At 57.1% G+C, this 21,484-nt stretch carries 20 protein-coding genes; 13 read left to right on the top strand and 7 right to left on the bottom strand.

The genetic code is table 11. The annotated features are described in order from the left end of the window. Positions 1-212: 212 nt before the first annotated feature. Genes ACR0AL_RS03650 through ACR0AL_RS03640 form a run of 3 tightly spaced genes read left to right on the top strand, consistent with a single transcriptional unit; the run spans position 213 to position 1,755 of the window. Positions 213-1,010: a hypothetical protein gene (locus tag ACR0AL_RS03650; RefSeq protein ID WP_425080703.1), complete on the top strand. Its 798-nt coding sequence runs from the start codon at positions 213-215 to the stop codon at positions 1,008-1,010. Then, positions 1,010-1,405: a cell division protein ZapA gene (locus tag ACR0AL_RS03645; RefSeq protein WP_170358299.1), complete on the top strand. Its 396-nt coding sequence runs from the start codon at positions 1,010-1,012 to the stop codon at positions 1,403-1,405. The genes ACR0AL_RS03650 and ACR0AL_RS03645 overlap by 1 nt, the downstream gene beginning before the upstream one ends. Next, positions 1,402-1,755: an MliC family protein gene (locus tag ACR0AL_RS03640; protein WP_170358301.1), complete on the top strand. Its 354-nt coding sequence runs from the start codon at positions 1,402-1,404 to the stop codon at positions 1,753-1,755. The genes ACR0AL_RS03645 and ACR0AL_RS03640 overlap by 4 nt, the downstream gene beginning before the upstream one ends. On the opposite strand, the gene grxD is transcribed toward ACR0AL_RS03640, so the two are convergent. The 6 genes from grxD to ACR0AL_RS03610 form a co-directional block, all read right to left on the bottom strand. Next, entirely contained in the window at positions 1,756-2,118 is a 363-nt protein-coding gene (gene grxD / locus ACR0AL_RS03635; RefSeq protein WP_480661994.1) for a Grx4 family monothiol glutaredoxin, read from the bottom strand. Continuing rightward, entirely contained in the window at positions 2,105-2,395 is a 291-nt protein-coding gene (locus tag ACR0AL_RS03630) for a hypothetical protein (protein WP_480661992.1), read from the bottom strand. The genes grxD and ACR0AL_RS03630 overlap by 14 nt, the downstream gene beginning before the upstream one ends. 250 nt (positions 2,396-2,645) lie before the next feature. Continuing rightward, positions 2,646-2,882 (bottom strand): BolA/IbaG family iron-sulfur metabolism protein, encoded by a 237-nt coding sequence (locus tag ACR0AL_RS03625; protein ID WP_155147029.1) that lies wholly within the window; start codon positions 2,880-2,882, stop codon positions 2,646-2,648. A 135-nt stretch (positions 2,883-3,017) separates the two neighbouring features. Further along, positions 3,018-5,177 carry a phosphoribosylformylglycinamidine synthase subunit PurL gene (gene purL / locus ACR0AL_RS03620; protein WP_170348595.1) on the bottom strand — a complete coding sequence of 720 codons (2,160 nt, stop codon included), beginning with the start codon at positions 5,175-5,177 and terminating at the stop codon, positions 3,018-3,020. 160 nt (positions 5,178-5,337) lie between these two features. Next, a complete protein-coding gene (locus ACR0AL_RS03615) occupies positions 5,338-7,620 on the bottom strand; it encodes a mechanosensitive ion channel family protein (protein WP_170348596.1) in 2,283 nt (760 codons plus the stop codon). A gap of 280 nt (positions 7,621-7,900) precedes the next feature. After that, complete coding sequence (locus tag ACR0AL_RS03610) at positions 7,901-8,809, bottom strand: LysR family transcriptional regulator (protein ID WP_170348597.1); 909 nt, start codon at positions 8,807-8,809, stop codon at positions 7,901-7,903. Positions 8,810-8,978: 169 nt separating this feature from the next. On the opposite strand from ACR0AL_RS03610, the gene ACR0AL_RS03605 reads away from it, so the two are divergent. The 10 genes from ACR0AL_RS03605 (at position 8,979) to ACR0AL_RS03560 (ending at position 20,389) form a co-directional block, all read left to right on the top strand. Further along, complete coding sequence (locus tag ACR0AL_RS03605; RefSeq protein ID WP_480661991.1) at positions 8,979-12,398, top strand: indolepyruvate ferredoxin oxidoreductase family protein; 3,420 nt, start codon at positions 8,979-8,981, stop codon at positions 12,396-12,398. 81 nt (positions 12,399-12,479) lie between these two features. Next, positions 12,480-13,358 (top strand): lysophospholipid acyltransferase family protein, encoded by an 879-nt coding sequence (locus ACR0AL_RS03600; RefSeq protein ID WP_170393928.1) that lies wholly within the window; start codon positions 12,480-12,482, stop codon positions 13,356-13,358. Positions 13,359-13,366: 8 nt separating this feature from the next. Further along, positions 13,367-14,176, top strand: a complete 810-nt coding sequence (locus tag ACR0AL_RS03595; RefSeq protein WP_480661988.1) for a glutamate racemase — start codon at positions 13,367-13,369, stop codon at positions 14,174-14,176. Between the two features lie 94 nt (positions 14,177-14,270). Continuing rightward, the gene (argC, locus tag ACR0AL_RS03590) at positions 14,271-15,299 is read left to right on the top strand and encodes an N-acetyl-gamma-glutamyl-phosphate reductase (RefSeq protein ID WP_170348601.1); all 1,029 of its coding nucleotides are present in this window, start codon (positions 14,271-14,273) and stop codon (positions 15,297-15,299) included. A gap of 7 nt (positions 15,300-15,306) precedes the next feature. Continuing rightward, positions 15,307-15,753 carry a cytochrome c maturation protein CcmE gene (gene ccmE / locus ACR0AL_RS03585; RefSeq protein WP_170348602.1) on the top strand — a complete coding sequence of 149 codons (447 nt, stop codon included), beginning with the start codon at positions 15,307-15,309 and terminating at the stop codon, positions 15,751-15,753. 115 nt (positions 15,754-15,868) lie between these two features. Continuing rightward, the gene (locus ACR0AL_RS03580; protein WP_480661986.1) at positions 15,869-16,480 is read left to right on the top strand and encodes a holin-associated N-acetylmuramidase; all 612 of its coding nucleotides are present in this window, start codon (positions 15,869-15,871) and stop codon (positions 16,478-16,480) included. Then, a complete protein-coding gene (locus ACR0AL_RS03575) occupies positions 16,471-17,049 on the top strand; it encodes a holin family protein (protein ID WP_480646566.1) in 579 nt (192 codons plus the stop codon). The genes ACR0AL_RS03580 and ACR0AL_RS03575 overlap by 10 nt, the downstream gene beginning before the upstream one ends. Before the next feature lie 74 nt (positions 17,050-17,123). Beyond that, positions 17,124-19,088, top strand: coding sequence for a heme lyase CcmF/NrfE family subunit (locus tag ACR0AL_RS03570; RefSeq protein ID WP_480661984.1), 1,965 nt, complete (start codon positions 17,124-17,126; stop codon positions 19,086-19,088). Continuing rightward, the gene (locus ACR0AL_RS03565) at positions 19,085-19,540 is read left to right on the top strand and encodes a cytochrome c-type biogenesis protein (protein ID WP_170375196.1); all 456 of its coding nucleotides are present in this window, start codon (positions 19,085-19,087) and stop codon (positions 19,538-19,540) included. The genes ACR0AL_RS03570 and ACR0AL_RS03565 overlap by 4 nt, the downstream gene beginning before the upstream one ends. Before the next feature lie 72 nt (positions 19,541-19,612). Then, positions 19,613-20,389, top strand: a complete 777-nt coding sequence (locus tag ACR0AL_RS03560; protein ID WP_480661982.1) for an enoyl-CoA hydratase-related protein — start codon at positions 19,613-19,615, stop codon at positions 20,387-20,389. A gap of 5 nt (positions 20,390-20,394) precedes the next feature. Here the strand turns inward: ACR0AL_RS03560 and bmt are convergent, their stop codons facing one another. Then, positions 20,395-21,411: a betaine--homocysteine S-methyltransferase gene (gene bmt, locus ACR0AL_RS03555; protein ID WP_480661980.1), complete on the bottom strand. Its 1,017-nt coding sequence runs from the start codon at positions 21,409-21,411 to the stop codon at positions 20,395-20,397. Between the last annotated feature and the right edge of the window lie 73 nt (positions 21,412-21,484).

Here is a 21,484-nt window from a genome sequence, read left to right as displayed (position 1 = left end):
AGGCAGATGTGGCGCTCAATACCATCCAGCCTCCAAAGTGCAAGTAGAACCGGGATTTCTGATGAGGTAGTGGTTCAAGAAAGCTGCCCAAGTTGTTGAAAGCAAACAGTGGGTATTTTCCGCCTCGTTAGGTTAGACTAGGGCAAGACGTGGATGATATTGATTCGGACTATCCGCGATACAAGGAACCTTGGTTAAGAGGTGGCAGGGGCATGAGCCAGATCGAAGAATTACATCGCCGTATTGTTGCTGCAATGGATCGGATAGGGACCGGCGTCGATACGCTGCGGGATACGTCTCCGGTCAGCGGTGGTGCAGATGACGCTCTGCGGACGGCATTGGATGATGAACGTGTCGCCAATGCGCAGTTGGAAGAACGTCTGAAATCGCTGAAAGAGCGCCACGAACTAGAAGTCGACGCCATGCGTTCGGACATGGAACGGCTGCGGACCACGCCCGTTGAAAGCCCGGAAAACGGGGCATTGCGCGAGCAATTGGCAGAGGCGCAGGCAAAACTGGCCTCGGTTGAGGCCGCCCGCGCCGAGTTGGCCGCGGCTAAGGCCGCGCTGGAAAATCAGGATGAGGTTGAGGCGCTAAAGGCCGAAAATGCACAGCTCAAGGCCGCCGCGGCTGCGACACGGGGTGTCGAAGCCGAAAACGCGCGCCTGCGGTCTGAACTGGCGGACAGCGAACGCGTCGCCGAGTTGAGCGCCGAGCTGGATATGTTGCGCGCTGAGCGATCCAGTCACGGGGCGGCGATGTCCCGTCTGGATGACGATCTGCAACGCATGCGCAAGGCGAATGAACAGTTGCGGCAATCGGTGGATGAACTGCGCGCCGCCGCCGAAGACGGCGTGCCGGATGCTGATCTGCTTAACCGCGCAACAGTGGCAGAACTTGAGGCGACGCGCGCCGCACAAGCAACCGACGCTGCCGAAGCGCACGCAGTTCTGGCGCGGTTAGAGCCGTTGCTGTCGAAGGCGAAACTGGCAGAAGGAGAGGTTGAATAATGCCCGAATTGACTATTCAAATCGGTGGCCGCGGCTTTGATGTCTCGTGCCAGGAGGGCGAAGAGGCATTCCTGCATTCGGCTGCCAAATTGCTGGATGACGAGGCGCAAGTTTTGTCCGATCAGATCGGGCGCATGCCAGAATCACGGATGCTGCTGATGGCCGGGCTGATGCTGGCCGACAAGGCCGCCGGAACCGATGACAAGATCAAGGCGCTCGAGGCAAAACTGGCCGAGGTTGAAACCGAGCTTCGAACCCTCAGAAACATGCCACAGCCCGAGCCTGAGCGTATCGAGGTGGCCGTGGTACCTCCGTCAGTGACGGACACGCTGGCGGAAATAGCCGCGCGGGCCGAAGCCTTGGCATCCGTGATCGAGGAGAAGTCAGCGGGATGAACTCTGTAAAGACGGTCGCCTGCGCCGTGGCATTTGCTTTGCCCGGTGGCTTGGCTTGGGCTGAGATCGACATTCTGCCAGTGACATTCACGTGCCAGAACGGCGTGCCATTGGAAGTGGCCTATTTCAACGCGCCGGACGGGTCGAGTGCAGCAGCAATGATGGTAGACAACCAATTGGTCACTCTGCGTCAGGTCCAAAGCGGTTCCGGCATACGCTATGAATCCGACGGAGAGACAGGGACGTACATCCTGCGCTCAAAAGGATGGGACGCAACGGTGAGCTTTCTGGCGACAGGATCGGATGCCGCCAGTGAGCAGGTCATTCTGGATAATTGCGTTAGCCGCTGATCAAGCGTTTGCTTCGCGGATCTTGTCGGCTGCTTCTTTGTTGTAGCCGACACCGTTGTCGTCAAACAGCGTGTCCAACTCGCCAGAAAGGGTCATCTCGGTGATGATATCGCAGCCACCAACGAACTCGCCTTTGACGTACAGCTGAGGCACGGTCGGCCAGTCGGAATAATCCTTGATGCCCTGACGCACGTCTTCATCGGCCAGAACGTTCACGTCAGTGAAATCCACACCCATGTAGTTCAGTACACCGGCCACACGGGACGAAAACCCGCACTGCGGCATGTCCTTGGTGCCTTTCATGTACAGCACAACATCATTGGCTTTGACGGTTTCGTCGATATGGGTCTTAACGTCGCTCATCTTGCTTGTCCTTTTCACCCGCATTCGGGGCGGTCGTTTCATTCTGTGACGGGTCAGAGGTCCATCCTTCTTCCTCCAACCGTCGGTGTTCGGCTTGCGCCAGGGCCAGCGGATCCAGCCCGTATCTTTCAATGCCGCCGACCTTACTGATTTTGTCCGGGTCGGGACGCATATCGGCGAGGTTACGTTTCCGGTTGCGTTTCACATAGGCTTCGATCAGCGCGGCGGCAACTATCAATGTTGCGAGTACACCTATCCAAAAGAGCCAGCTGTTCATTTTTTCGGAGCCATGGCTTTGGCATATTGTTGCGGATCGCGAGGGATCGCCATGGCGCTTACCCCACCGCCTTTACCAGTGTCGGTGGTTGATGCAACTAAACTTGAGTCCTGACTAGGGGTCGCACCTCTGGGGGTCCGGGTAACTCGTTTTCGTTCTGATCTGCTACGTCTGAAAATTGCCACCACGTACACACCGATGATGGCTAACAGCACAATGCCCCAAATCGAGTATGCCCAAAAACCTGTGCTCATTCAGGCACTTTCGTCGTCAACGCCAGCGCGTGTAACTCTCCATCCGGGCCGTCCATTTTGCCTTTCAACGCAGCATAGACCGCGCGCTGCTGCTGAACCCTGTTTTTCCCGCGAAAGCTCTCGTCCACGACCATGGCGGACATATGCACGCCGTCATGCCCGCCAACCTGTATTTCCGCATCCGGAAAGGCTTCGCGCAGCAAGTGTTCGATTTCGTGGGCGCTCATCGGCATGTAGGTAACTCCTGAAGATCTTTCCCAAGATGTAGAGCGCCGGGGCGGGGCGCGCAAGGGTGTGATGGTTGGCTTGAAACGACAAAACCTGCGCCGGTGTGGGCACAGGTTTTGCGAATAAGTTTCAAGATATGATCAAGCCACGGCAGCGGCAAAGCTGTCGCGGAACGTGTCCGTCAACTCGGCCAGAGGGGCCTCGGAATTGCCGACCTTGACGGCGTCACCAGTAAAGCGACCGACCGAGACCAGTGGAACACCGGCCTGACCTGCTGCGATCATCAGCGCCTCGGCCTGGTCAAAGTTGCAGGCGACCAGATAACGGGCCTGATCTTCGCCAAACAAAAACTCGGTCGAGGCTTCGTCGAGGTGAACGCCGACACCTGCGGCTTCGGCCAGTTCAAAAGCCGCCAGGGCCAGGCCGCCATCACCCAGATCGGTGCAGGCCTTGATCATCTCGCGATTGGCGCGGATAAACTCACCATTGCGCTTTTCGGCGTCGAGATCGACATGCGGCGCGTCGCCGTCTTCGCGGTTGAACACTTCGGCCAGAAGAGCCGACTGACCCAGATGCCCATTTGTTTCGCCGATGACCAGCGCGACGTGGCCTTCGCGGACCTCGTTACCGATGATTTCGTCGGTGTGGTCCAACAGGCCAACCGCGCCAATGGTCGGAGTAGGCAGGATCGCTTGACCGTCGGTCTCATTATACAGCGACACGTTGCCCGACACGATGGGCATGTCCAGCGCGGCGACCGCAGCGCCGATACCCTGAATTGCGCCAACAAACTGGCCCATGATCTCGGGCTTTTCGGGGTTTCCGAAATTCAGGTTGTCGGTGGTGGCCAGTGGTTTTGCCCCAACGGCAGTCAGGTTGCGGTACGCTTCGGCGACGGCCTGCTTGCCACCCTCAACCGGGTTGGCGCGCACATAGCGGGGGGTGACATCGCTGGTGAAGGCCAATGCCTTGTCTGTGCCATGCACGCGAACCATGCCCGCACCCAGACCCGGCGTGCGCGCGGTGTCGGCCATGACCATGGTGTCGTATTGTTCGTACACCCATTGCTTGCCCGCATAGTTCGGCGAAGCGAGGAGGGCGCGCAGGCCGTCGATCGGGTCGATCTGCGGGACCTCGGCCAGTTCTTCGGCTTCGGGCGTAAGCTCCCACGGGCGGTCGTATTCCGGTGCGGTGGAAGACAGCTTCGACAGCACAAGATCGGCTTTAACCTCGCCGTTATGGACAATCAGGAAGCGATCTTCGGCGATGGTCTCGCCGACAATGGCAAAATCCAGATCCCATTTCTCGAACACGGCGCGGGCTTCTGCCTCAAGCTCAGGCTTCAGGACCATCAGCATGCGTTCCTGAGACTCAGACAGCATCATCTCGTACGCTGTCATATCCTCTTCGCGCTGAGGGACGTTCTCCAGATCGAGGCGCACGCCCAGACCACCTTTGTCGCCCATTTCAACGGCGGAACAGGTCAGACCCGCCGCACCCATGTCCTGGATTGAGATCACGGCACCGGTCTGCATCAGTTCCAGCGTCGCCTCCATCAGGCGCTTTTCGGTGAAGGGGTCGCCAACCTGAACGGTGGGGCGTTTTTCTTCGATCGTGTCGTCAAACTCGGCCGAGGCCATGGTTGCGCCGCCAACGCCGTCACGACCGGTTTTGGCACCCAGATAGACGACGGGCATGCCAACACCGGACGCTGCCGAGTAGAAAATCTTGTCACTGTCGGCCAGACCTGCGGCAAAGGCGTTCACAAGGCAGTTGCCGTTATAGGCGGGATGGAATCGCACTTCGCCGCCGACGCAGGGCACACCAAAGCAGTTACCGTAACCGCCAATGCCTTCGACGACGCCATTGACCAGCTGACGGGTCTTGTGATGGCCGGGTTCGCCAAAGGACAGGGCATTCATTGACGCAATGGGCCGCGCGCCCATGGTGAAAACATCGCGCAGGATGCCGCCAACACCGGTCGCAGCACCCTGATAGGGTTCGATGTATGACGGGTGATTGTGGCTTTCCATTTTGAAAACAACAGCTTGCCCGTCTCCGATATCAACGACCCCAGCATTTTCACCCGGACCACAGATCACCTGAGGGCCCGAAGTAGGCAGGGTGCGCAGCCACTTTTTCGAGGATTTGTACGAGCAATGCTCATTCCACATGGCGGAAAAGATGCCCAGTTCGGTAAAGGTCGGCTCGCGACCGATGATCTCAAGGATCATGTCGTATTCGTCGGGCTTCAGTCCGTGGGCGGCAATCAGATCCGGTGTGATGGCGGGCTCTTGCATCGTCTGTCCTGTTTTCAAGGTGGCCGAGATTGCGCGCCTTTTAGGGCAAGGGCGCGTCGGTGGAAAGGGTTAAGACCGGGGTTGGCGGGTTTCGCTTGGCGATCCAATCAAAAAAGGCCGCCTCGAGGGCGGCCTTTGTGCTGTTTGCAGTGTCAAAGTGCTATTTCGGAGCACCGTGTTCGGAACCCGGCTTCTGACCTTGCTGTTCCGCTTGTTGGTTGGCGGCCTCTCCGGCAGCTGCGCCAATAGCGGCCTTTTGTTCTTCGCTCAGATTGTCCGCGTCATCCAGACCGGGGATCGCAACGCGTACCTCGCGGCGGGCAAAGTCGATGCCATTTTCTTTGAACGCGGCCTTCACCCGGTTGAAGATTTCCTTGCGCAGGGTGAACTGCTTGCCTGGCTTGGCCATGAATTTGCCGCGGATGATCATGCCAACGTCGTCAAAATCAAACACGCCCTGCGACTTGAAGGGTTGCAGGAAGCCGTCCTTATGGGTTTCGTCCTCCATCATCTCGGCACCGATCTTCTTAAAGATCTTCTTGACCTTGTTGGGGTCGGTGTCGAAGGGCACGGTGAATTTCAGCTTCATGATGACCCAGTCGCGGCTGTAGTTGGTCAGCTTTTGAATCTCACCGTAGGGAATAGTGTGAACCGGCCCGCGGTGATGGCGCAGTTGCATTGAACGGATCGAGATTTTTTCGACCGTACCGGTGGTGCCGCCGACATCCACGTATTCTCCAACACGGAAGGCGTCATCGACCAGGAAGAAGATACCGCCCACGATATCGGCCACCAGCTTTTGTGCGCCAAAACCAATGGCCAGACCCAGGACACCAGCACCGGCCAGCAGGGGGGTGATGTTGATCCCCAACGCCCCAAGCGCCAGCAGCACAAAGATGACCGCGATAGCGACCTGAGCGGTCACACGCAGCAGGGGCAGGACGGTGGCCAATCGTGACCCGCCCGAGCCACCACCTTCGCCAGCCTCTTCATCCGGGCTTTGATCGGCTGCTTGTTCTTTGGCCAGACGGCGATTGACCCAAAGCGACACAAGCTCATTAAGGATGTACCCAACGGCGATAATGATAAAGAACTGGATCACCTTGCTGCCGGATTCATCACCTCCGCCCGCGATTTCCCGAAGATCAAGGTCCCACGCGTTGGCGATCATCAAGATGACCAGAATGCCAGCCAATACCCGTCCAATGCGAATATAGCTGCGCTTGGTCGATTTATACGCCTTTTCGGCAACCGGGCCTTCGCCCTGCATGGGTGGCTGCAGATGGCGCACCAAACCACGTATCAGCGTATCAAGCGCGGGTGCAATCAGCAGCCAGAACATGGTGGTGAAATGTGCACCCTGCAGCAACAAGGCGCGCAACATCGGGTCGCGCTGGGCAGCCAGGAACTCGACAAGTAGCCAGATCACCGCAGATACGCCGATGGCGAAATATGGGTAATAATGAGCGACTTCCTCGTCGAACTTGGTGTGGTCCGGGTCTGTCCCCAGCATCATCTGGGACAGGCCTTCACGGGCTTTCCAGGCAATCACTCCGATATAGATGTGGATTGCACCGTTCAGCCAGAACCCGATCCGGGTTTCACGCCCGGTGATGCCGTTCAATTCGTTGAAATGGATAATGAACAACGTCAACCCGATCAGGATCAACAGCCCGATCAGATTACGGTGCAGGTATTTTGCCCAGTGGTCGTCAATGTTGACCAGCCGATATTGGGGTTGGTTCGGGGCCAGTATGAACCGCGAGGCAGCCGCGCCAAGGCGTGGAACCCAGATCAGGTAAAGGACGAAAGGTGCGGCGTAGGTCAGTTGTTCAGGCGTCAACAATCCGCGTCCCAAGGCGCGGATCACGACATAAAAAACAACTAGCCCAGCAATCTCGCGGCAAAAGCGGCGAAACAGGAAGCTTACCGCACCCCAAAGGTCACTTTCCTCGGTCGCACTTGCTTGACTGTGCCATCTGTTGGTGAGCAGGTAGAAAAGCTTTTCCGCAATGTAGCCTGCAATCAAAACGCTCAGAATCAAACCCATCAGCGTAAGAGCGCCGCTTGATCCGAATGTGCTTATAAAGTTCTCGGCCGCATGGGCCTGAGCGCTGAATATATTCGGCACCGTGACCACGACCTGCGTCCAGGACGTCACCATTGCCGCCCAAATTGCGCCGATTTCCTTGATGGGATCTTCGCGATCCTCTGCTTCGGCAGCCTTTTGTTCAGCGACCGCGTCCAAACGCTCAAGCAAAATAGCGCGGACCTGATCGTCAGACATACGCGCGACCAGATCGTCCACCTGTTCAGGCGTCAGATCATCGGGAATGCTGATAGTGGTTGAGGAACCGGTCGATCCGCTATCCTGCGCAAGAACCGGCCCTGAAAGGCAAATGACGGAAAGTATCGCCAACAAAAGGCGAAGGGGCTGAAACATCGAATCTGTCCTCGAACACAAGTCTTCGTGAATTTTTCGTGATCATAGGTCTAAGTGCCCGAGTTTCCCAGATGTTTTGCCAGCCGAACACAGCGCGCGTTGCCGAATGGCCAAAAAAAAGGCCGAGCACTAAGCTCGGCCGTAGTCCAACAGGGAGGTATGAAGATGATGAGCGTTTCAGCATCACCGCCTTCGAGAGTTCATTTAGGGATCACTTTGTGAACGATCAAGAGATTTCAGAATGATTGCTGATCAACCCCGCTATGCCAGTGGTGCATAGCTAGAGTTTTCCCATCTGCTTCAATTGTTTGCGCTGCGTTATGATCTCATCCTGAACAAAGTCACGGAAGGCCGCGACGCGCTTGGAATGGCGCAGTTCCTCGGGATAGGCGAGGTATACGGGAACATCCGCACTTTCGATATCCGACAGGATCGGCGCGACATTGGGAAGCCCTTGGGTAACGTAGTCCGGCAGGACGCCAATACCCAAGTTATGCAGCACACCCTGAAGCACACCAAAATAATTGTTCACGGTCAGCAGGGATCCTGGATTGTACGTCATCAGATGGCGCACCATCGCAGCTCCCGCACCAACTTGCGGTGCTGAAGGTGTCTGACAGATCAGCCGGTGATTTTTGATTTCGTCCAAAGATTTCAGCATACCGCCATGGGTATCGATGTATTCCTGCGTCGCATACAGCTGCATCTGCACGGTCATCAGGCGTTTGCGGACCAGATCGGCCTGGCTGGGCTCTTTCATGCGGATGGCGACATCAGCCTCGCGCATGGGCAGGTCTAGCACGCGCTCTTCCAGCATCAGGTCGATATTGAGATCGGGGAACTGGTCGTACAGTTTCGGCAGGCGCGGTGCCAGCCAAAGCGTGCCAAAGCCGTACGTAGTTGTGACGCGCAGAACGCCAAACACTTCTTCTTCGCTGTCGCGAATGCGCGCAGCAGCAGCGTCCAGACGTTTTGTCATGGCCGAGGTTGCGTCAAACAACAACTCGCCCTGTTCTGTCAGGATCAACCCGCGCGCGTGGCGGTGGAACAGCGTCGAATCAAGCGACTCTTCCAACGCTCTGATCTGTCGGCTGACGGCCGATTGCGACAAGTTTAGCTTGTCACCCGCATGAGTCAGGCTGCCTGCATCCGCAACTGCGTGAAATATTCTAAGCTTGTCCCAATCCATCGCCGCAACTTTCGTTATCTTTCGAACTGCCTATATGAAATAGGTAGCAACTTCTACATTCAAACGGTGAAATCCTTAGGTTTCAGGGGATAAACCCTATGCAGGTCAGAATTTATGACCTAAAATGTAGAAATATATAGCACACTGATCTGACGTGGGGAGGCGTTTGATGAGTCAGCCGCAAATATCGCTAAATGATCGTTACGATCTGGATAAGAATCCAATTCTTTTGAACGGCACGCAGGCGCTGGTTCGCCTGATGCTGATGCAAAAGTCCCGGGATACGCAGGCAGGACTGAATACAGCTGGATTGGTGACCGGGTACCGCGGCTCACCGCTGGGCGCGGTGGACCTACAGATGACGCGGGCACAGAAACAGCTGACTGAAAGCGACATCACATTCCAGTACGGTTTGAACGAGGACCTAGCCGCCACAGCGCTTTGGGGCAGCCAGCAGGCTGGGCTGCGCGGGGATGGGCGGTTCGATGGTGTTTTCGGTCTCTGGTACGGCAAGGGGCCGGGTGTAGACCGGTCCGGTGACGTGATGCGCCACGCAAATATGGCGGGTACGGCCAAACATGGCGGCGTGCTGGTGGCGATGGGTGATGACCATACTGGCGAAAGCTCGACCGTTCTGCATCAGTCGGAATGGTCTTTGGTTGATATGTACATGCCAATTGTCAGCCCTGCGGGTGTGCAAGAGATTTTAGACTATGGCGTTTACGGTTTCGCGCTCAGCCGGTTTTCGGGGCTTTGGGTTGGCCTGAAGACGATGAAGGACACGATTGAGGTCACGTCGGTCGTTGATGGCAGTGCTGACCGGATGAAGCTTGTCGTGCCCGAGTTCGACATGCCCGAGGGCGGATTGAACATACGTTTGGGCGACACGCCGCACCTGCAAGAAGGGCGGATCATCGACCACAAACGTTTCGCGGCCGAGATGTTCTCGCACGCCAACAAGATGGACAAGCGTGTGTGGGGCAAACCCGGCGCCAAGATCGGGTTTGTCGCGGCCGGCAAGAACTGGCTGGATCTGTCCCATGCCATGTCGTTGCTGAACATCGACGCGGATGAGGCTGAACGGTTGGGGATCACAACCTACAAGATCGGCCAGACTTTCCCATTGGATATGACTGGATTTCACGACTGGGCTGAGGGACTGGACCTGATTGTTATCGTTGAAGAAAAGCGAAAATTGATCGAGGTTCAGGTCAAAGAAGCCATCTTTGACGACCGTCGCGGTCGCCGGGTTTATGGCTGGTACAAGGGTGGGGCCGGGACTCTGCATCGCGAGGAACTGTTTCCGACCCGTGGTGCGCTTGATCCGAATATGATCGCCGAGAAGCTGGGTGAGATTCTGATCGAAGAGGGCCACGACACAGAAGGCGTCCGCGCCGGTTTGGCCAAACTGTCCGAGGCCCGCCGAGCCGACAACGCCGAAGAAATCGCGACTCGTCTGCCGTATTTCTGTTCGGGCTGTCCGCATAACAGTTCTACCCGGTTGCCCGACGGCAGTCGCGCCTATGCGGGTATTGGCTGTCATTATATGGTGCAATGGATGGACCGCGAGACCACCGGGTTCACGCAGATGGGGGGTGAGGGCGCAAACTGGATTGGCGAAGCGCCATTTTCGACCACCAAGCACGTGTTCCAGAACCTTGGTGACGGGACGTATAACCATTCCGGCGTGCAGGCGATCCGGGCGGCGTTGGCTGCGGGCACCAACATCACTTTCAAAATCCTGTTCAACGACGCTGTCGCCATGACCGGCGGTCAGGAAAACGAGGGCGGACTGTCGGCGGAACGGATTGTTGCCGAGGTCAAGGCTATGGGCGTGCAGAACGTGGCCGTAGTCTATGACGAAAAGGAAGATGTGAATTTCAAGGCGATGCCTGCTGGTGTGGAAACCTTTGAGCGCGCGGATTTGATGCGGGTACAAGAACGGTTCCGCGAGACCGAGGGTGTTTCGGTCATCGTCTACATCCAAACCTGCGCGGCCGAAAAACGGCGTCGGCGCAAACGAGGTGAGTTTCCTGACCCCGATAAGCGCGTATTCATCAATACTGACATTTGCGAGGGATGCGGCGATTGCGGCGTGCAATCGAACTGCGTCTCGATTGTGCCGAAAGAGACAGAGTTGGGTCGCAAACGGGCTATTGATCAATCAAGCTGCAACAAGGATTTTTCTTGCCTCAACGGGTTTTGCCCGTCGTTCGTAACCTTGGAAGGTGCAAAAATCCGCAAGGAAGCAACCACCGATATCGATCTACCGGATCTACCTGAACCAGTGCTGCCTGAAATCAAAGGGACACATAACGTGGTGATCACTGGTGTTGGCGGCACAGGTGTGGTGACGCTGGGTGCGATCCTGGCACAGGCGGCACAGATCGACGGTAAAGGCGCCGGAATGATGGAGATGGCAGGTCTTGCTCAAAAAGGTGGTGCCGTTCATATCCATTGTCGCTTGGCAAACCGGCCCGAGGATATCAGCGCTATTCGTGTTGCCACAGGTGAGGCACATGCACTGATCGGTGGCGATCTGGTTGTCTCTGCCGGGGCCAAGACGCTGGGTCTGACGCGCGCGGGTCAAACCGGGGCCGTGATCAACAATCATGAGACGGTGACCGGAGATTTCACCCGCGATACCGATTTCCGAATTCCGGGTGACCGGCTCGAACTGGCCTTGCAGGCGCGGTTGAAGGATGACGTCTCACTGTTTGACGCAACCGATCTGGCGCGCGCGGTGATGGGCGACTCGATCTATTCCAACATGATGGTTTTTGGTGCGGCCTGGCAGAAGGGCTTGTTGCCCATCAGCCATGATGCCGTAATTCAGGCCATCGAACTGAATGGAACTGCGGTCGAGCGCAACAAGCGTGCTTTTGACATAGGGCGTTGGGCGGTTCTGCACTCGCAGGAGGTCGCAGGCATTTTAGAGCCTAACGTGTCAGATATGCCAAAATCTTTAGAGCAAAAGATCGACTATCGAGCGCAGCACCTGACAGCGTATCAAAGCGGTCGGTTGGCGAAACGATATCGCAAACTGGTGGACATGTTTGATGATGAATCAATTCGCGAAGCCGTGGCAAAAGGCTATCATAAGTTGTTGTCTTACAAGGATGAATACGAGGTTGCCCGGTTGATGTTGGACAGCCGCGAAAAAGCCGTGGCCGAGTTTGACGGGGATTTCAAAATGACCTTTCATCTGGCCCCGCCCATCCTTGGCGGAACTGGTGCTGACGGACGTCCGCGCAAACGTTCCTTCGGTGAGTGGATTTTGAAGCCGATGAAACTGCTCACTCGGTTGAAGTCACTGCGGGGAACACCTCTGGATATTTTTGGTTACAGTGCAGAACGGCGGATGGAACGCGCGTTGATCAAGCAATATGAAAATGATCTCAATGAGATAAAACCTCTTGTTACACCTCAGACCCGCGACGCAGTGATTGCGCTGGCGCAATTGCCGCTGGACATTCGCGGGTTCGGGCCGGTGTTGCAGGCCAACGAGGCCAAGGCGGCCAAACGGCGCGAGGAATTACTGGCCACCATACGGAACGGAGGGCCAGAGCTGCGCGCTGCCGCCGAATAAACCGTAACGGGATTGTCACGAAACCTAGGCAAAATTGCCGCTTATACTTATCTTGCAGGCCGCAAACTCTCGGAGAGTCGTATGCCCTCGCGCCGCCATATCGCTCGTGACATATCCTATGCCTATTCCGCCGCAACCAAAGGGGGGCGGATGGTGATCAAGCTGATGGAGAACACCACTGGGCGTTTGCGCCTGATCAAGCGCGCAGACGGTTATGAGAAAGAGGTCGCCAAAGGGCGCGACTTTTGGTCGGTCATGGTGGGTCGCTATGGCCTGTCGCTGGATATTGTCGACGGTTCGTTGACGAATATTCCGACGACCGGGCCTCTGATTCTGATTGCCAATCATCCTTACGGTATTCTGGACGGGTTGATGATGGGTCACATCCTGTCTCAGACACGTGGCGATTTCCGAATTTTGGCCAATCACGTGTTTCGCAAAGCCGAGGATCTGAACAAGATCGTCCTGCCGATTTCGTTTGATGAAACCAAAGAGGCGATGAGACAGAACCTTGAGACGCGAAAAGCGGCGTTGAAATATTTGGACGAGGGCGGAGCCATCGGGATATTTCCGGGTGGTACGGTCAGCACCGGGCTCAAACCCTTTTCACACCCGATGGATCCAGGCTGGCGTGGGTTCACGGCAAGAATGGTGGCCAAATCGAACGCTACTGTAGTGCCGGTCTTCTTTGACGGTCACACGTCGCGCTTGTTCCAGATTGCCAGTCATTTGCACAATACTTTACGCATGGGACTGCTGATCAAAGAGTTCAAAAAACGCGTGGATACACCTGTCAAAGTGGTGATCGGAGAGCCCATCGGCCGCGACGTTCTGGACCCATTGGCCACGGATACGCGCAAGATGATGGATTTCTTGCGCAAAGCCACGTATGAGCTGTCCCCGACGCCGTTGAAATCTTATGATTACGGCTATGAATTTGAGGAACGGCATCGCGCCTAAAGAGGCTAATGGCAGTAGGCATTTTTGATTCTGGTTTGGGCGGTTTAACCGTTCTTGACGCCGCGCAGAAACGTCTGCCGGACGTGGATTTTCTGTACTTTGCGGACAGCGCGCATGCGCCCTATGGCGTGCGGGACGCCGAGAATATTTATGCTCTGACACGGCACGCTGTTTACAACTTGTGGGACCGTGGCTGCGATCTGGTGATTCTGGCCTGTAACACCGCCAGCGCCGCCGCGCTGCGTCGGATGCAGGAAGAGGGTGTGCCTGCCGGCAAGCGTGTCCTGGGAGTCTTTGTGCCTTTGATCGAGGCATTGACTGAGCGGCAGTGGGGCGACAACAGCCCTCCGCGTGAGGTTGCCGTAAAGCACGTTGCTTTGTTTGCCACGCCCGCAACGGTGTCTAGCCGAGCCTTCCAGCGAGAGCTGGCGTTCCGAGCCATCGGCGTAGACGTCGAGGCGCAAGCGTGCGGCGGCGTGGTTGATGCCATCGAAGACGGCGACATGATCTTGGCCGAGGCACTGGTACGCAGCCATGTGGATGCGCTGAAACGGAAAATGCCAGAACCGCAAGCAGCCATTCTGGGTTGCACGCATTACCCGTTGATGGCGGAAACCTTTCAGGCCGCCTTGGGCCCGGATGTTCAGGTTTACAGTCAGGGCGCCTTGGTTGCTGAAAGCCTTAGGGATTACCTTCAACGTCACCCCAACATGCAGGGTGAAGGCAAGGGCGGCTTCTTGACGACAGGAAAGCCAGATTTTGTCAGCGACCGGGCGACGCAGTTCCTCCGACGACAAATTTCGTTCGAGGCCGCCTGACTTAGGTCAAGGACGCTGCTGCACACTCTCCTTTATTCGAAGACCGTCACATCGGCGGTCGTGATTTGTGACACACTGGAACAAGAGGTCTGACATGACCCATAAAATCGCAATTCTGGGTGCTTCGGGTTATACCGGCGCCGAACTGGTGCGGCTGATCGCCGAGCACCCGAATATGGAAATCACTGCCTTGGCCGCCGAGCGGAAGGCCGGCATGTCAATGGCACAGGTCTTTCCGCATCTGCGTCACATGGATTTGCCAGACCTGTGCAAAATCTCTGAGATCGACTTTTCCACGGTCGACCTGTGTTTCTGCGCCTTGCCACACAAAACTAGCCAAGAGGTCATTCGTGACCTGCCGCAAAACCTCAAAATCGTTGATCTGTCCGCGGATTTCCGTCTGCGTGACCCGAATGAATACGAAAAATGGTACGGAAACCCGCACACCGCGCTGCAACAGCAGGACGAGGCCGTCTATGGCCTGACCGAGTTCTACCGGGATGACATCCGCAATGCGCGGTTGGTCGCGGGAACCGGGTGTAATGCAGCGACGGGTCAGTATGTGCTGCGTCCGTTGATTTCTGCAGGTGTTATCGATTTGGATGATATCGTGCTGGATCTGAAATGCGCCGTTTCGGGCGCAGGCCGGTCGCTGAAGGAAAATCTGCTGCATGCGGAACTCAGCGAAGGCTACAATGCGTATGCCGTTGGCGGTACGCACCGGCATCTGGGTGAGTTCGATCAGGAATTCTCGGCACTGGCGGGGCGTACGGTGCATGTGCAGTTCACGCCGCACCTGATCCCGGCTAACCGGGGAATTCTTGCGACGACTTACGTCAAAGGGGACTCGGCAAGTGTGTATGAGACACTTGCCAAAGCCTATGAAGATGAACCCTTTATTCAGATGTTGCCGTTCGGCGAAACACCTTCGACCCACCATGTGCGCGGTTCAAATTTCTGCCATATCGGTGTTGTCGGCGACCGGATCGAACGCCGCGCCATCGTGATCGGCGCACTGGATAACCTGACAAAAGGTAGCAGCGGCCAAGCCTTGCAGAACGCCAACCTGATGTTAGGTGAAGATGAAACCCGGGGGCTGATGATGGCCCCGCTATTCCCGTGAGGACGGTATGAAAACGCTCAAGAAACGTCGTCGAGTACAAGTCATTCTTCTGGCCGTCGTGGCTTTGGTCTTGGCGACGGGGTTGATTGGGTTTGCGATGCGCGATGGCATTAACTTTTTCCGCTCTCCCAGTCAGGTGATTGCTGAACCCCCGAAACCGACAGAAGTGTTTCGTATCGGCGGTCTGGTCGAGGAAGGCTCGATCATTCGCGGGCAGGGCGAGACGGTGCGTTTCGTCGTGACCGATGGCGGTGAAAGTGTGCCGGTGGCGTTTACCGGGGTTCTGCCGGATCTGTTTGCGGAAAACCAGGGCATGGTAGGGACGGGTTCTTACGTGAACGGTGTATTCGAAGCCACAGAAATTCTTGCAAAACACGACGAAACGTACATGCCGAAAGAGGTGGTCGACGCCCTGAAAGAACAGGGTGTTTACAAAGAGGCTGGTGAAAGCTGATTTACCTTAGCTAACAAGCAAGAACTGATGGGCGTTGCGCATGCAGCGCCCTTTTTCATTGCGCCAAATTAACCGGTTAGCCTCAGCGTTTGGTCAACGGCAGGCGGAGGGTGCGATGCAGACGGTGCGACAGATTGCAACTGAGATCGTGGCGCGAGAAGGTGGCTTTGTGGACGATTCGGACGATCCCGGTGGCGCGACGAAATACGGGGTGACCATTCACACGATGCGGCGTCTCGGGCTTGATCTTTCAGGTGACGGGATAATCAACCGCACCGATGTTCGGATGCTCAGCAAATCTCAGGCCATTGATATTTTCGTGCAGCATTATTTTGAACAACCGCGATTGGACCTCTTGCCGCACGAATTGCGGGCTTCGGTTTTTGACATGTATGTCAACGCTGGCAGTCACGCGGTCAAAATCCTGCAACGTCTATTGCGCGATATGGGGTTCGAAATCGTGGTTGATGGGGCAATTGGTCCCAAAACCGCGCGGGCCTGCCGGGATGCGGCTGACCCCGATCCGGATGCACTCAGGGATGCGTACGGTGTGGCGCGGCGGAACTACTATTTCCGTCTGGCAGATCATCGACCTGCGTCACGCAAATATGCCCGCACTCGGGCGGGCCGCAAGGGCGGTTGGATTCGCCGGGCCGAGGAATTTGTTTCGCCGATTTACCACCTGAGTGACGCGGAATTTCAAGCGAGGGTTTCAGGATGGGTTTGATCACGGACGTGTTGACGTTTTTGTTTGGCGGTAGCCGAAATGTCGTGCGGGAAACTGCTGAAATATTCAGGGAAAATGCTGAAAACGGGGCAGAGCGTGGTCTGGCTTTGCGACAGCAGGCGATGGTTCAGTTCGGAGATGAATTTGAGGGCCCTAATAAGGGCGCGTTTGACCGGTTCATGGATGGGCTCAACCGTCTGCCGCGACCGGCTATGGCACTTGGTACTTTGGGTTTGTTTGTCGCGGCGATGGTCGATCCGCTGTGGTTTGCGGCCCGAATGCAGGGGATTGCCCTGGTACCGGAACCCCTGTGGTGGTTGCTGGGGGTGATTGTGTCCTTCTATTTCGGCGCGCGTCATCAGGCCAAGGTGCAAGACCTGCAGCGAGAGATCACCGCAACGATGCAGCGCACGCCTCAGGTTTTAGAAAACCTGCAAGCCCTGAAGGCAATGCATGGCGACGCTGTCGGCGCAGCAAATCCCGGAACGGACGCCGAGTTGGCGGAAAAGGCAGGCCGTCCGGACGCAAATTCGGCGCTTGAGGATTGGCGACGCAATCGCGTGGCCTAAACCGCGACACTATGCTCGCCCCAAAGGGGCGAAAGTGATTGGTGCTTGCCCCGGAACAGGAATATACCCGGGCCATGATTACCGAACTTGGCCACTTTGCCCTGATCCTCGCTTTTCTGGTTGCCATCGTGCAATCGGTGGTTCCACTGATAGGCGCAGCGAAACGCTGGCCTAGCTGGATGAATTTCGCTGAACCGGCGGCAATCATTCAATTTACGATGGTTGCCTTTTCGTTCGGTGCGCTGGTCTGGGCCTTTGTGACGTCCGATTTCTCGCTGAGGATCGTGGTTGAAAACAGTCACTCGGCCAAACCAATGTTGTACAAGATCAGCGGAACATGGGGTAACCACGAAGGCTCTATGCTGTTGTGGGTTCTTATCGTGTCCTTGTTTGGTGCGATGGCCGCGTTTTTTGGGGGCGGTTTGCCGCCGACTTTGAAGGCGCGGGTATTGGCGGTGCAAGGGGCAATTGGGGTCGCGTTTTTCGCGTTTATCCTATTCACCTCGAACCCGTTTGACCGGCTGATCGTGGCCCCCTTTGACGGGCGCGATCTAAACCCGTTGCTGCAAGACCCCGGTTTGGCCTTTCACCCGCCGTTTCTGTATTTGGGCTATGTGGGGCTGAGCATGGCGTTCAGCTTTGCCGTCGCCGCCCTGATCGAAGGGCGCGTAGACGCCGCGTGGGGCCGGTGGGTACGCCCATGGACGCTGGCGGCCTGGGTTTTTCTGACCATCGGTATCGCGCTGGGGTCCTGGTGGGCCTATTACGAGCTCGGCTGGGGCGGGTTCTGGTTCTGGGATCCTGTCGAAAATGCCTCGTTCATGCCATGGCTGCTGGCCGCTGCGCTGTTGCATTCGGCCATCGTCGTGGAAAAACGCGAGTCGTTGAAAAGCTGGACGATCCTGCTGGCAATCATTGCTTTTGGCTTTTCGCTGATTGGTACCTTCATTGTGCGTTCGGGCCTTCTGACTTCGGTCCATGCGTTTGCCAATGACCCCGAGCGTGGCGTGTTCATCCTGATTATCCTCGTGATCTTCATCGGCGGCGCGCTGACCCTGTTTGCCGCGCGGGCGCAGGCGATGGAGGCCAAAGGCGTTTTTGGTATGGTTAGCCGAGAAAGCGCGCTGGTGTTGAACAATATCCTGCTGGCCGTCAGCTGTTTCGTCGTATTCGTCGGAACAATGTGGCCGATGGTGGCTGAGATGGCCTTTGACCGCAAACTCTCGGTCGGCGCGCCGTTCTTCAATTCGGCATTTACGCCCTTCATGGTGGCGTTAGGGATTGCATTGCCAGTGGGTGCGATGTTGCCGTGGAAGCGCGGCAAGCTTGGCAAAACTGCCTATTCGCTGCGCTATGCCTTTGTTCTGGCCGTTGCGCTGGCATTGCTGGTCTGGGCAATGCAAACAGGGCGCAGTGCACTGGGTCCGGTTGGGCTGTTCCTCGGCGCGTGGATCACCTTTGGCGCGGCGGTTGATTTGTGGAGCCGTACGGGCCGCAAAGGCAATCTGAAACGTCTGTTTCGTTTGCCCGGTGCGGATTGGGGCAAGGCCGTTGCTCATACAGGTATGGGCGTGACCATGTTCGCCATCGCCGGGTTGACCGCGTGGGAGGTCGAAGACATTCGTGTTGCACAGCCAGGTCAGCCGTTCGAGGTGGGGCAGTTTACTCTGACCTTGGAAGACGTCCGGCTTGTGGAAGGGCCAAACTATTTCTCGACCACTGCTGACGTTCGGATCGAAAAGCATGGACAGCCTATGGGAACATTGCATCCTGAAAAGCGCGATTACCCAGTGGCACGGATGCCCACGACCGAAGCTGCGATTGATTATCGGTTCCTGGGGGATCTTTACGTGGTAATCGGCGATCAGCAAGCGGATGGTGGCTGGGTCATGCGGACCTATATCAAACCGCTGGCCAACTGGATCTGGGGTGGGTGTATCCTGATGGCTCTGGGCGGGCTGCTCAGCCTGTCGGACCGCCGGTTCCGTGTGGCGGCAGGTGCGCGCAAGGCGCCATCGGGCGGAGTACCTGCGGAATGAAACGTCTGGTCCTGATCCTGTCCCTCATCGCGTCGCCCCTGTTTGCCGTACAGCCGGACGAAGTGCTGGACGATCCAGCGCTGGAACAGCGGGCGCGCGACCTTAGCACCGGCCTTCGCTGTCTGGTTTGCCGCAACGAGAGCATCGACGAAAGCAACGCCGAACTGGCCCGTGACTTGCGCCTGTTGTTGCGTGAGCGACTGGTGGCTGGGGACACGGATGACGAGGCAATCGCTTTCATTGTCGATCGCTACGGTGAATATGTCTTGCTGAAGCCAACCACTTCGGGATCGAATCTGATGCTGTGGCTTGCGGGCCCGATCATGTTGTTGATCGCAGCCGTCATGGGCTGGAGTTTCCTGCGAAAACGGTCCCGGGTTCAGATCACGGGTGAAAAGGACACGCTCAGCGAGGCTGAGAAAGAGCGTTTGCGCCAGATTCTTGAAGACTGACCCCGCGTTCATCTTTTCCTTCCCCTCCATTTCGGTCAGGGTTCCGAAAAGTTTGGAATTGGGGGAAGGTTCATGGAATACGAAACAATCCTTTTGGACATCACGGATGATTTGGCTGTTGTCACCCTGAACCGGCCCGACAAGATGAACGCGATGACCGCGCAGATGCGGGCCGAAGTCACTCATGCAATGAAACGTGCGGCGCGTCATGCAAGGGCGATCGTTCTGACCGGAGCGGGAAGCGCCTTTTGTTCAGGACAGGATCTGGGTGATGCGTCCAGCACCGGCAAGGTCGATTTAGAACGCACGCTGCGTGATGAATATGAACCGATGCTGGAAACGATCTATGATTGCCCGGTGCCCACTATTGCGGCTGTGAACGGACCGGCAGCCGGGGCAGGGGCAAACCTTGCGCTGTGCGCTGATGTGGTGATCGCCACCGAAAGCGCATACTTCCTGCAGGCGTTCGCTCGGATCGGGTTGTTGCCGGATGCGGGCGGTACGTGGTTCATGCCGCGTCAGATGGGGTTTGCCAAAGCGATGGGCGCCGCCTTATTCGCGGACAAGATCAGCGCGCGGCAGGCTGATGAATGGGGTCTGATCTGGGAAGCCGTGTCCGACGACACATTCGATGCCCATTGGCGCAAACGTGCAGCCTATCTGGCGAATGGTCCCACAGCCGGCTTTGGCGCGATCAAACAGGCCATCCGCGGGACGTATGAGAAAACGCTGCCACAGCAATTGGCCGCCGAAGCACATTTACAAGGGGAATGCGGGCGCAGCCGTGATTTTGCCGAAGGTGTCGTCGCCTTCATGGAAAAACGCCCCCCGAAATTCGAGGGGCGCTGAACCGTTCAGGCGCGGCGGCGGCGGCGCGTGCGCCGCTCGGGCGCGTTGGCTTCGTCGCCGGTACCATCCGAAGCCGAGGAAAACGGCCCCAGGGCATCCGTAATCTGATCCAAGGTCGGGCGTGACCCGCGCGGTTTTGTGTCCAACGCTTCGCGCATTTTGCGCAGGTGGTCGGGCATGGTACCGCAGCAACCGCCGATGATTGTGGCCCCAGCATCGCGCGCCATGGCGGCGTATTCACCCATCAACTCGGGCGTCCCGTCATAGTGGATGTGGCCATCCACGTATTTCGGAATACCGGCATTGCCCTTCGAGATCACGGGCCGCTCGGTGCCTTGCGCGGCAAAGCCCAGAACGGTGCGTAGGATATCCGACGCGCCGGTGCCGCAGTTGGCCCCGAAAGCAATCGGCGGGTTGGGCAGGGTTTCGACCAGTTGGGCCAGATCGGAGGAAGTAACACCCATCATGGTTCGCCCAGCGGTGTCAAAGCTCATGGTGCCGCACCAGGGCATATCGGCCAAGGCGAACGCCTCAGCGGCGGCGCGGAATTCTTCAGGGGCGCTTATGGTTTCCAGCCACACAACATCGGCGCCACCAGCCTTGAGCGCATCGGCCTGTTCATGGAACATTTCGACGGCGTCGGCATGGGTCAGGCTGCCAACGGGCACCAGAATCTCGCCGGTTGGGCCGACCGATCCGGCCACAACGATCGGGCGTCCGGCTTTGTCAGCAACCTCACGTCCCAACTCGGCACCGATCTGGTTCAACTCGGCCACGCGGTTTTGCGCATCATGCAGCTTTAGCCGGGCCGACGTGCCCCCGAAAGTGTTGGTCAGGAAAAGATCACTGCCCGCATCCACCGAGCTTTGATACAGCGCGCGGATCTTACCCGGCGCGTCCACGTTCCACAATTCGGGCGCATCACCCGATTGCAAACCCATGTTGAACAGGTTGGTCCCAGTTGCACCGTCTGCCAAAATGGCATCTTTGGTCTTGAGAAGTTCGGTCAATGCATTTGTCATTGGGGTTATCCGGAAAAAGGCGCAATTGGCCTGATAATAACAGAGGCGCCCCGTGTCTCATGACCGGGACGCC

Source organism: Ruegeria sp. BB1 (assembly GCF_056539465.1).
The sequence above is the reverse complement of the archived record's forward strand: the minus strand, read 5'-3'. Positions and strand labels throughout refer to the sequence as shown.

Coding starts and splice junctions, on each gene's coding strand:
- ACR0AL_RS03605 (WP_480661991.1), top strand. CDS start 8,979: ATGAGTCAGCCGCAAATATCGCTAAATGATCGTTACGATCTGGATAAG.
- ACR0AL_RS03650 (WP_425080703.1), top strand. CDS start 213: ATGAGCCAGATCGAAGAATTACATCGCCGTATTGTTGCTGCAATGGAT.
- argC (WP_170348601.1), top strand. CDS start 14,271: ATGACCCATAAAATCGCAATTCTGGGTGCTTCGGGTTATACCGGCGCC.
- ACR0AL_RS03565 (WP_170375196.1), top strand. CDS start 19,085: ATGAAACGTCTGGTCCTGATCCTGTCCCTCATCGCGTCGCCCCTGTTT.
- ACR0AL_RS03600 (WP_170393928.1), top strand. CDS start 12,480: ATGCCCTCGCGCCGCCATATCGCTCGTGACATATCCTATGCCTATTCC.
- ccmE (WP_170348602.1), top strand. CDS start 15,307: ATGAAAACGCTCAAGAAACGTCGTCGAGTACAAGTCATTCTTCTGGCC.
- bmt (WP_480661980.1), bottom strand. CDS start 21,411: ATGACAAATGCATTGACCGAACTTCTCAAGACCAAAGATGCCATTTTG.
- ACR0AL_RS03580 (WP_480661986.1), top strand. CDS start 15,869: ATGCAGACGGTGCGACAGATTGCAACTGAGATCGTGGCGCGAGAAGGT.
- purL (WP_170348595.1), bottom strand. CDS start 5,177: ATGCAAGAGCCCGCCATCACACCGGATCTGATTGCCGCCCACGGACTG.
- ACR0AL_RS03575 (WP_480646566.1), top strand. CDS start 16,471: ATGGGTTTGATCACGGACGTGTTGACGTTTTTGTTTGGCGGTAGCCGA.
- ACR0AL_RS03615 (WP_170348596.1), bottom strand. CDS start 7,620: ATGTTTCAGCCCCTTCGCCTTTTGTTGGCGATACTTTCCGTCATTTGC.
- ACR0AL_RS03595 (WP_480661988.1), top strand. CDS start 13,367: ATGGCAGTAGGCATTTTTGATTCTGGTTTGGGCGGTTTAACCGTTCTT.
- ACR0AL_RS03630 (WP_480661992.1), bottom strand. CDS start 2,395: ATGAACAGCTGGCTCTTTTGGATAGGTGTACTCGCAACATTGATAGTT.
- ACR0AL_RS03645 (WP_170358299.1), top strand. CDS start 1,010: ATGCCCGAATTGACTATTCAAATCGGTGGCCGCGGCTTTGATGTCTCG.
- ACR0AL_RS03560 (WP_480661982.1), top strand. CDS start 19,613: ATGGAATACGAAACAATCCTTTTGGACATCACGGATGATTTGGCTGTT.
- ACR0AL_RS03625 (WP_155147029.1), bottom strand. CDS start 2,882: ATGCCGATGAGCGCCCACGAAATCGAACACTTGCTGCGCGAAGCCTTT.
- ACR0AL_RS03570 (WP_480661984.1), top strand. CDS start 17,124: ATGATTACCGAACTTGGCCACTTTGCCCTGATCCTCGCTTTTCTGGTT.
- ACR0AL_RS03610 (WP_170348597.1), bottom strand. CDS start 8,809: ATGGATTGGGACAAGCTTAGAATATTTCACGCAGTTGCGGATGCAGGC.
- grxD (WP_480661994.1), bottom strand. CDS start 2,118: ATGAGCGACGTTAAGACCCATATCGACGAAACCGTCAAAGCCAATGAT.
- ACR0AL_RS03640 (WP_170358301.1), top strand. CDS start 1,402: ATGAACTCTGTAAAGACGGTCGCCTGCGCCGTGGCATTTGCTTTGCCC.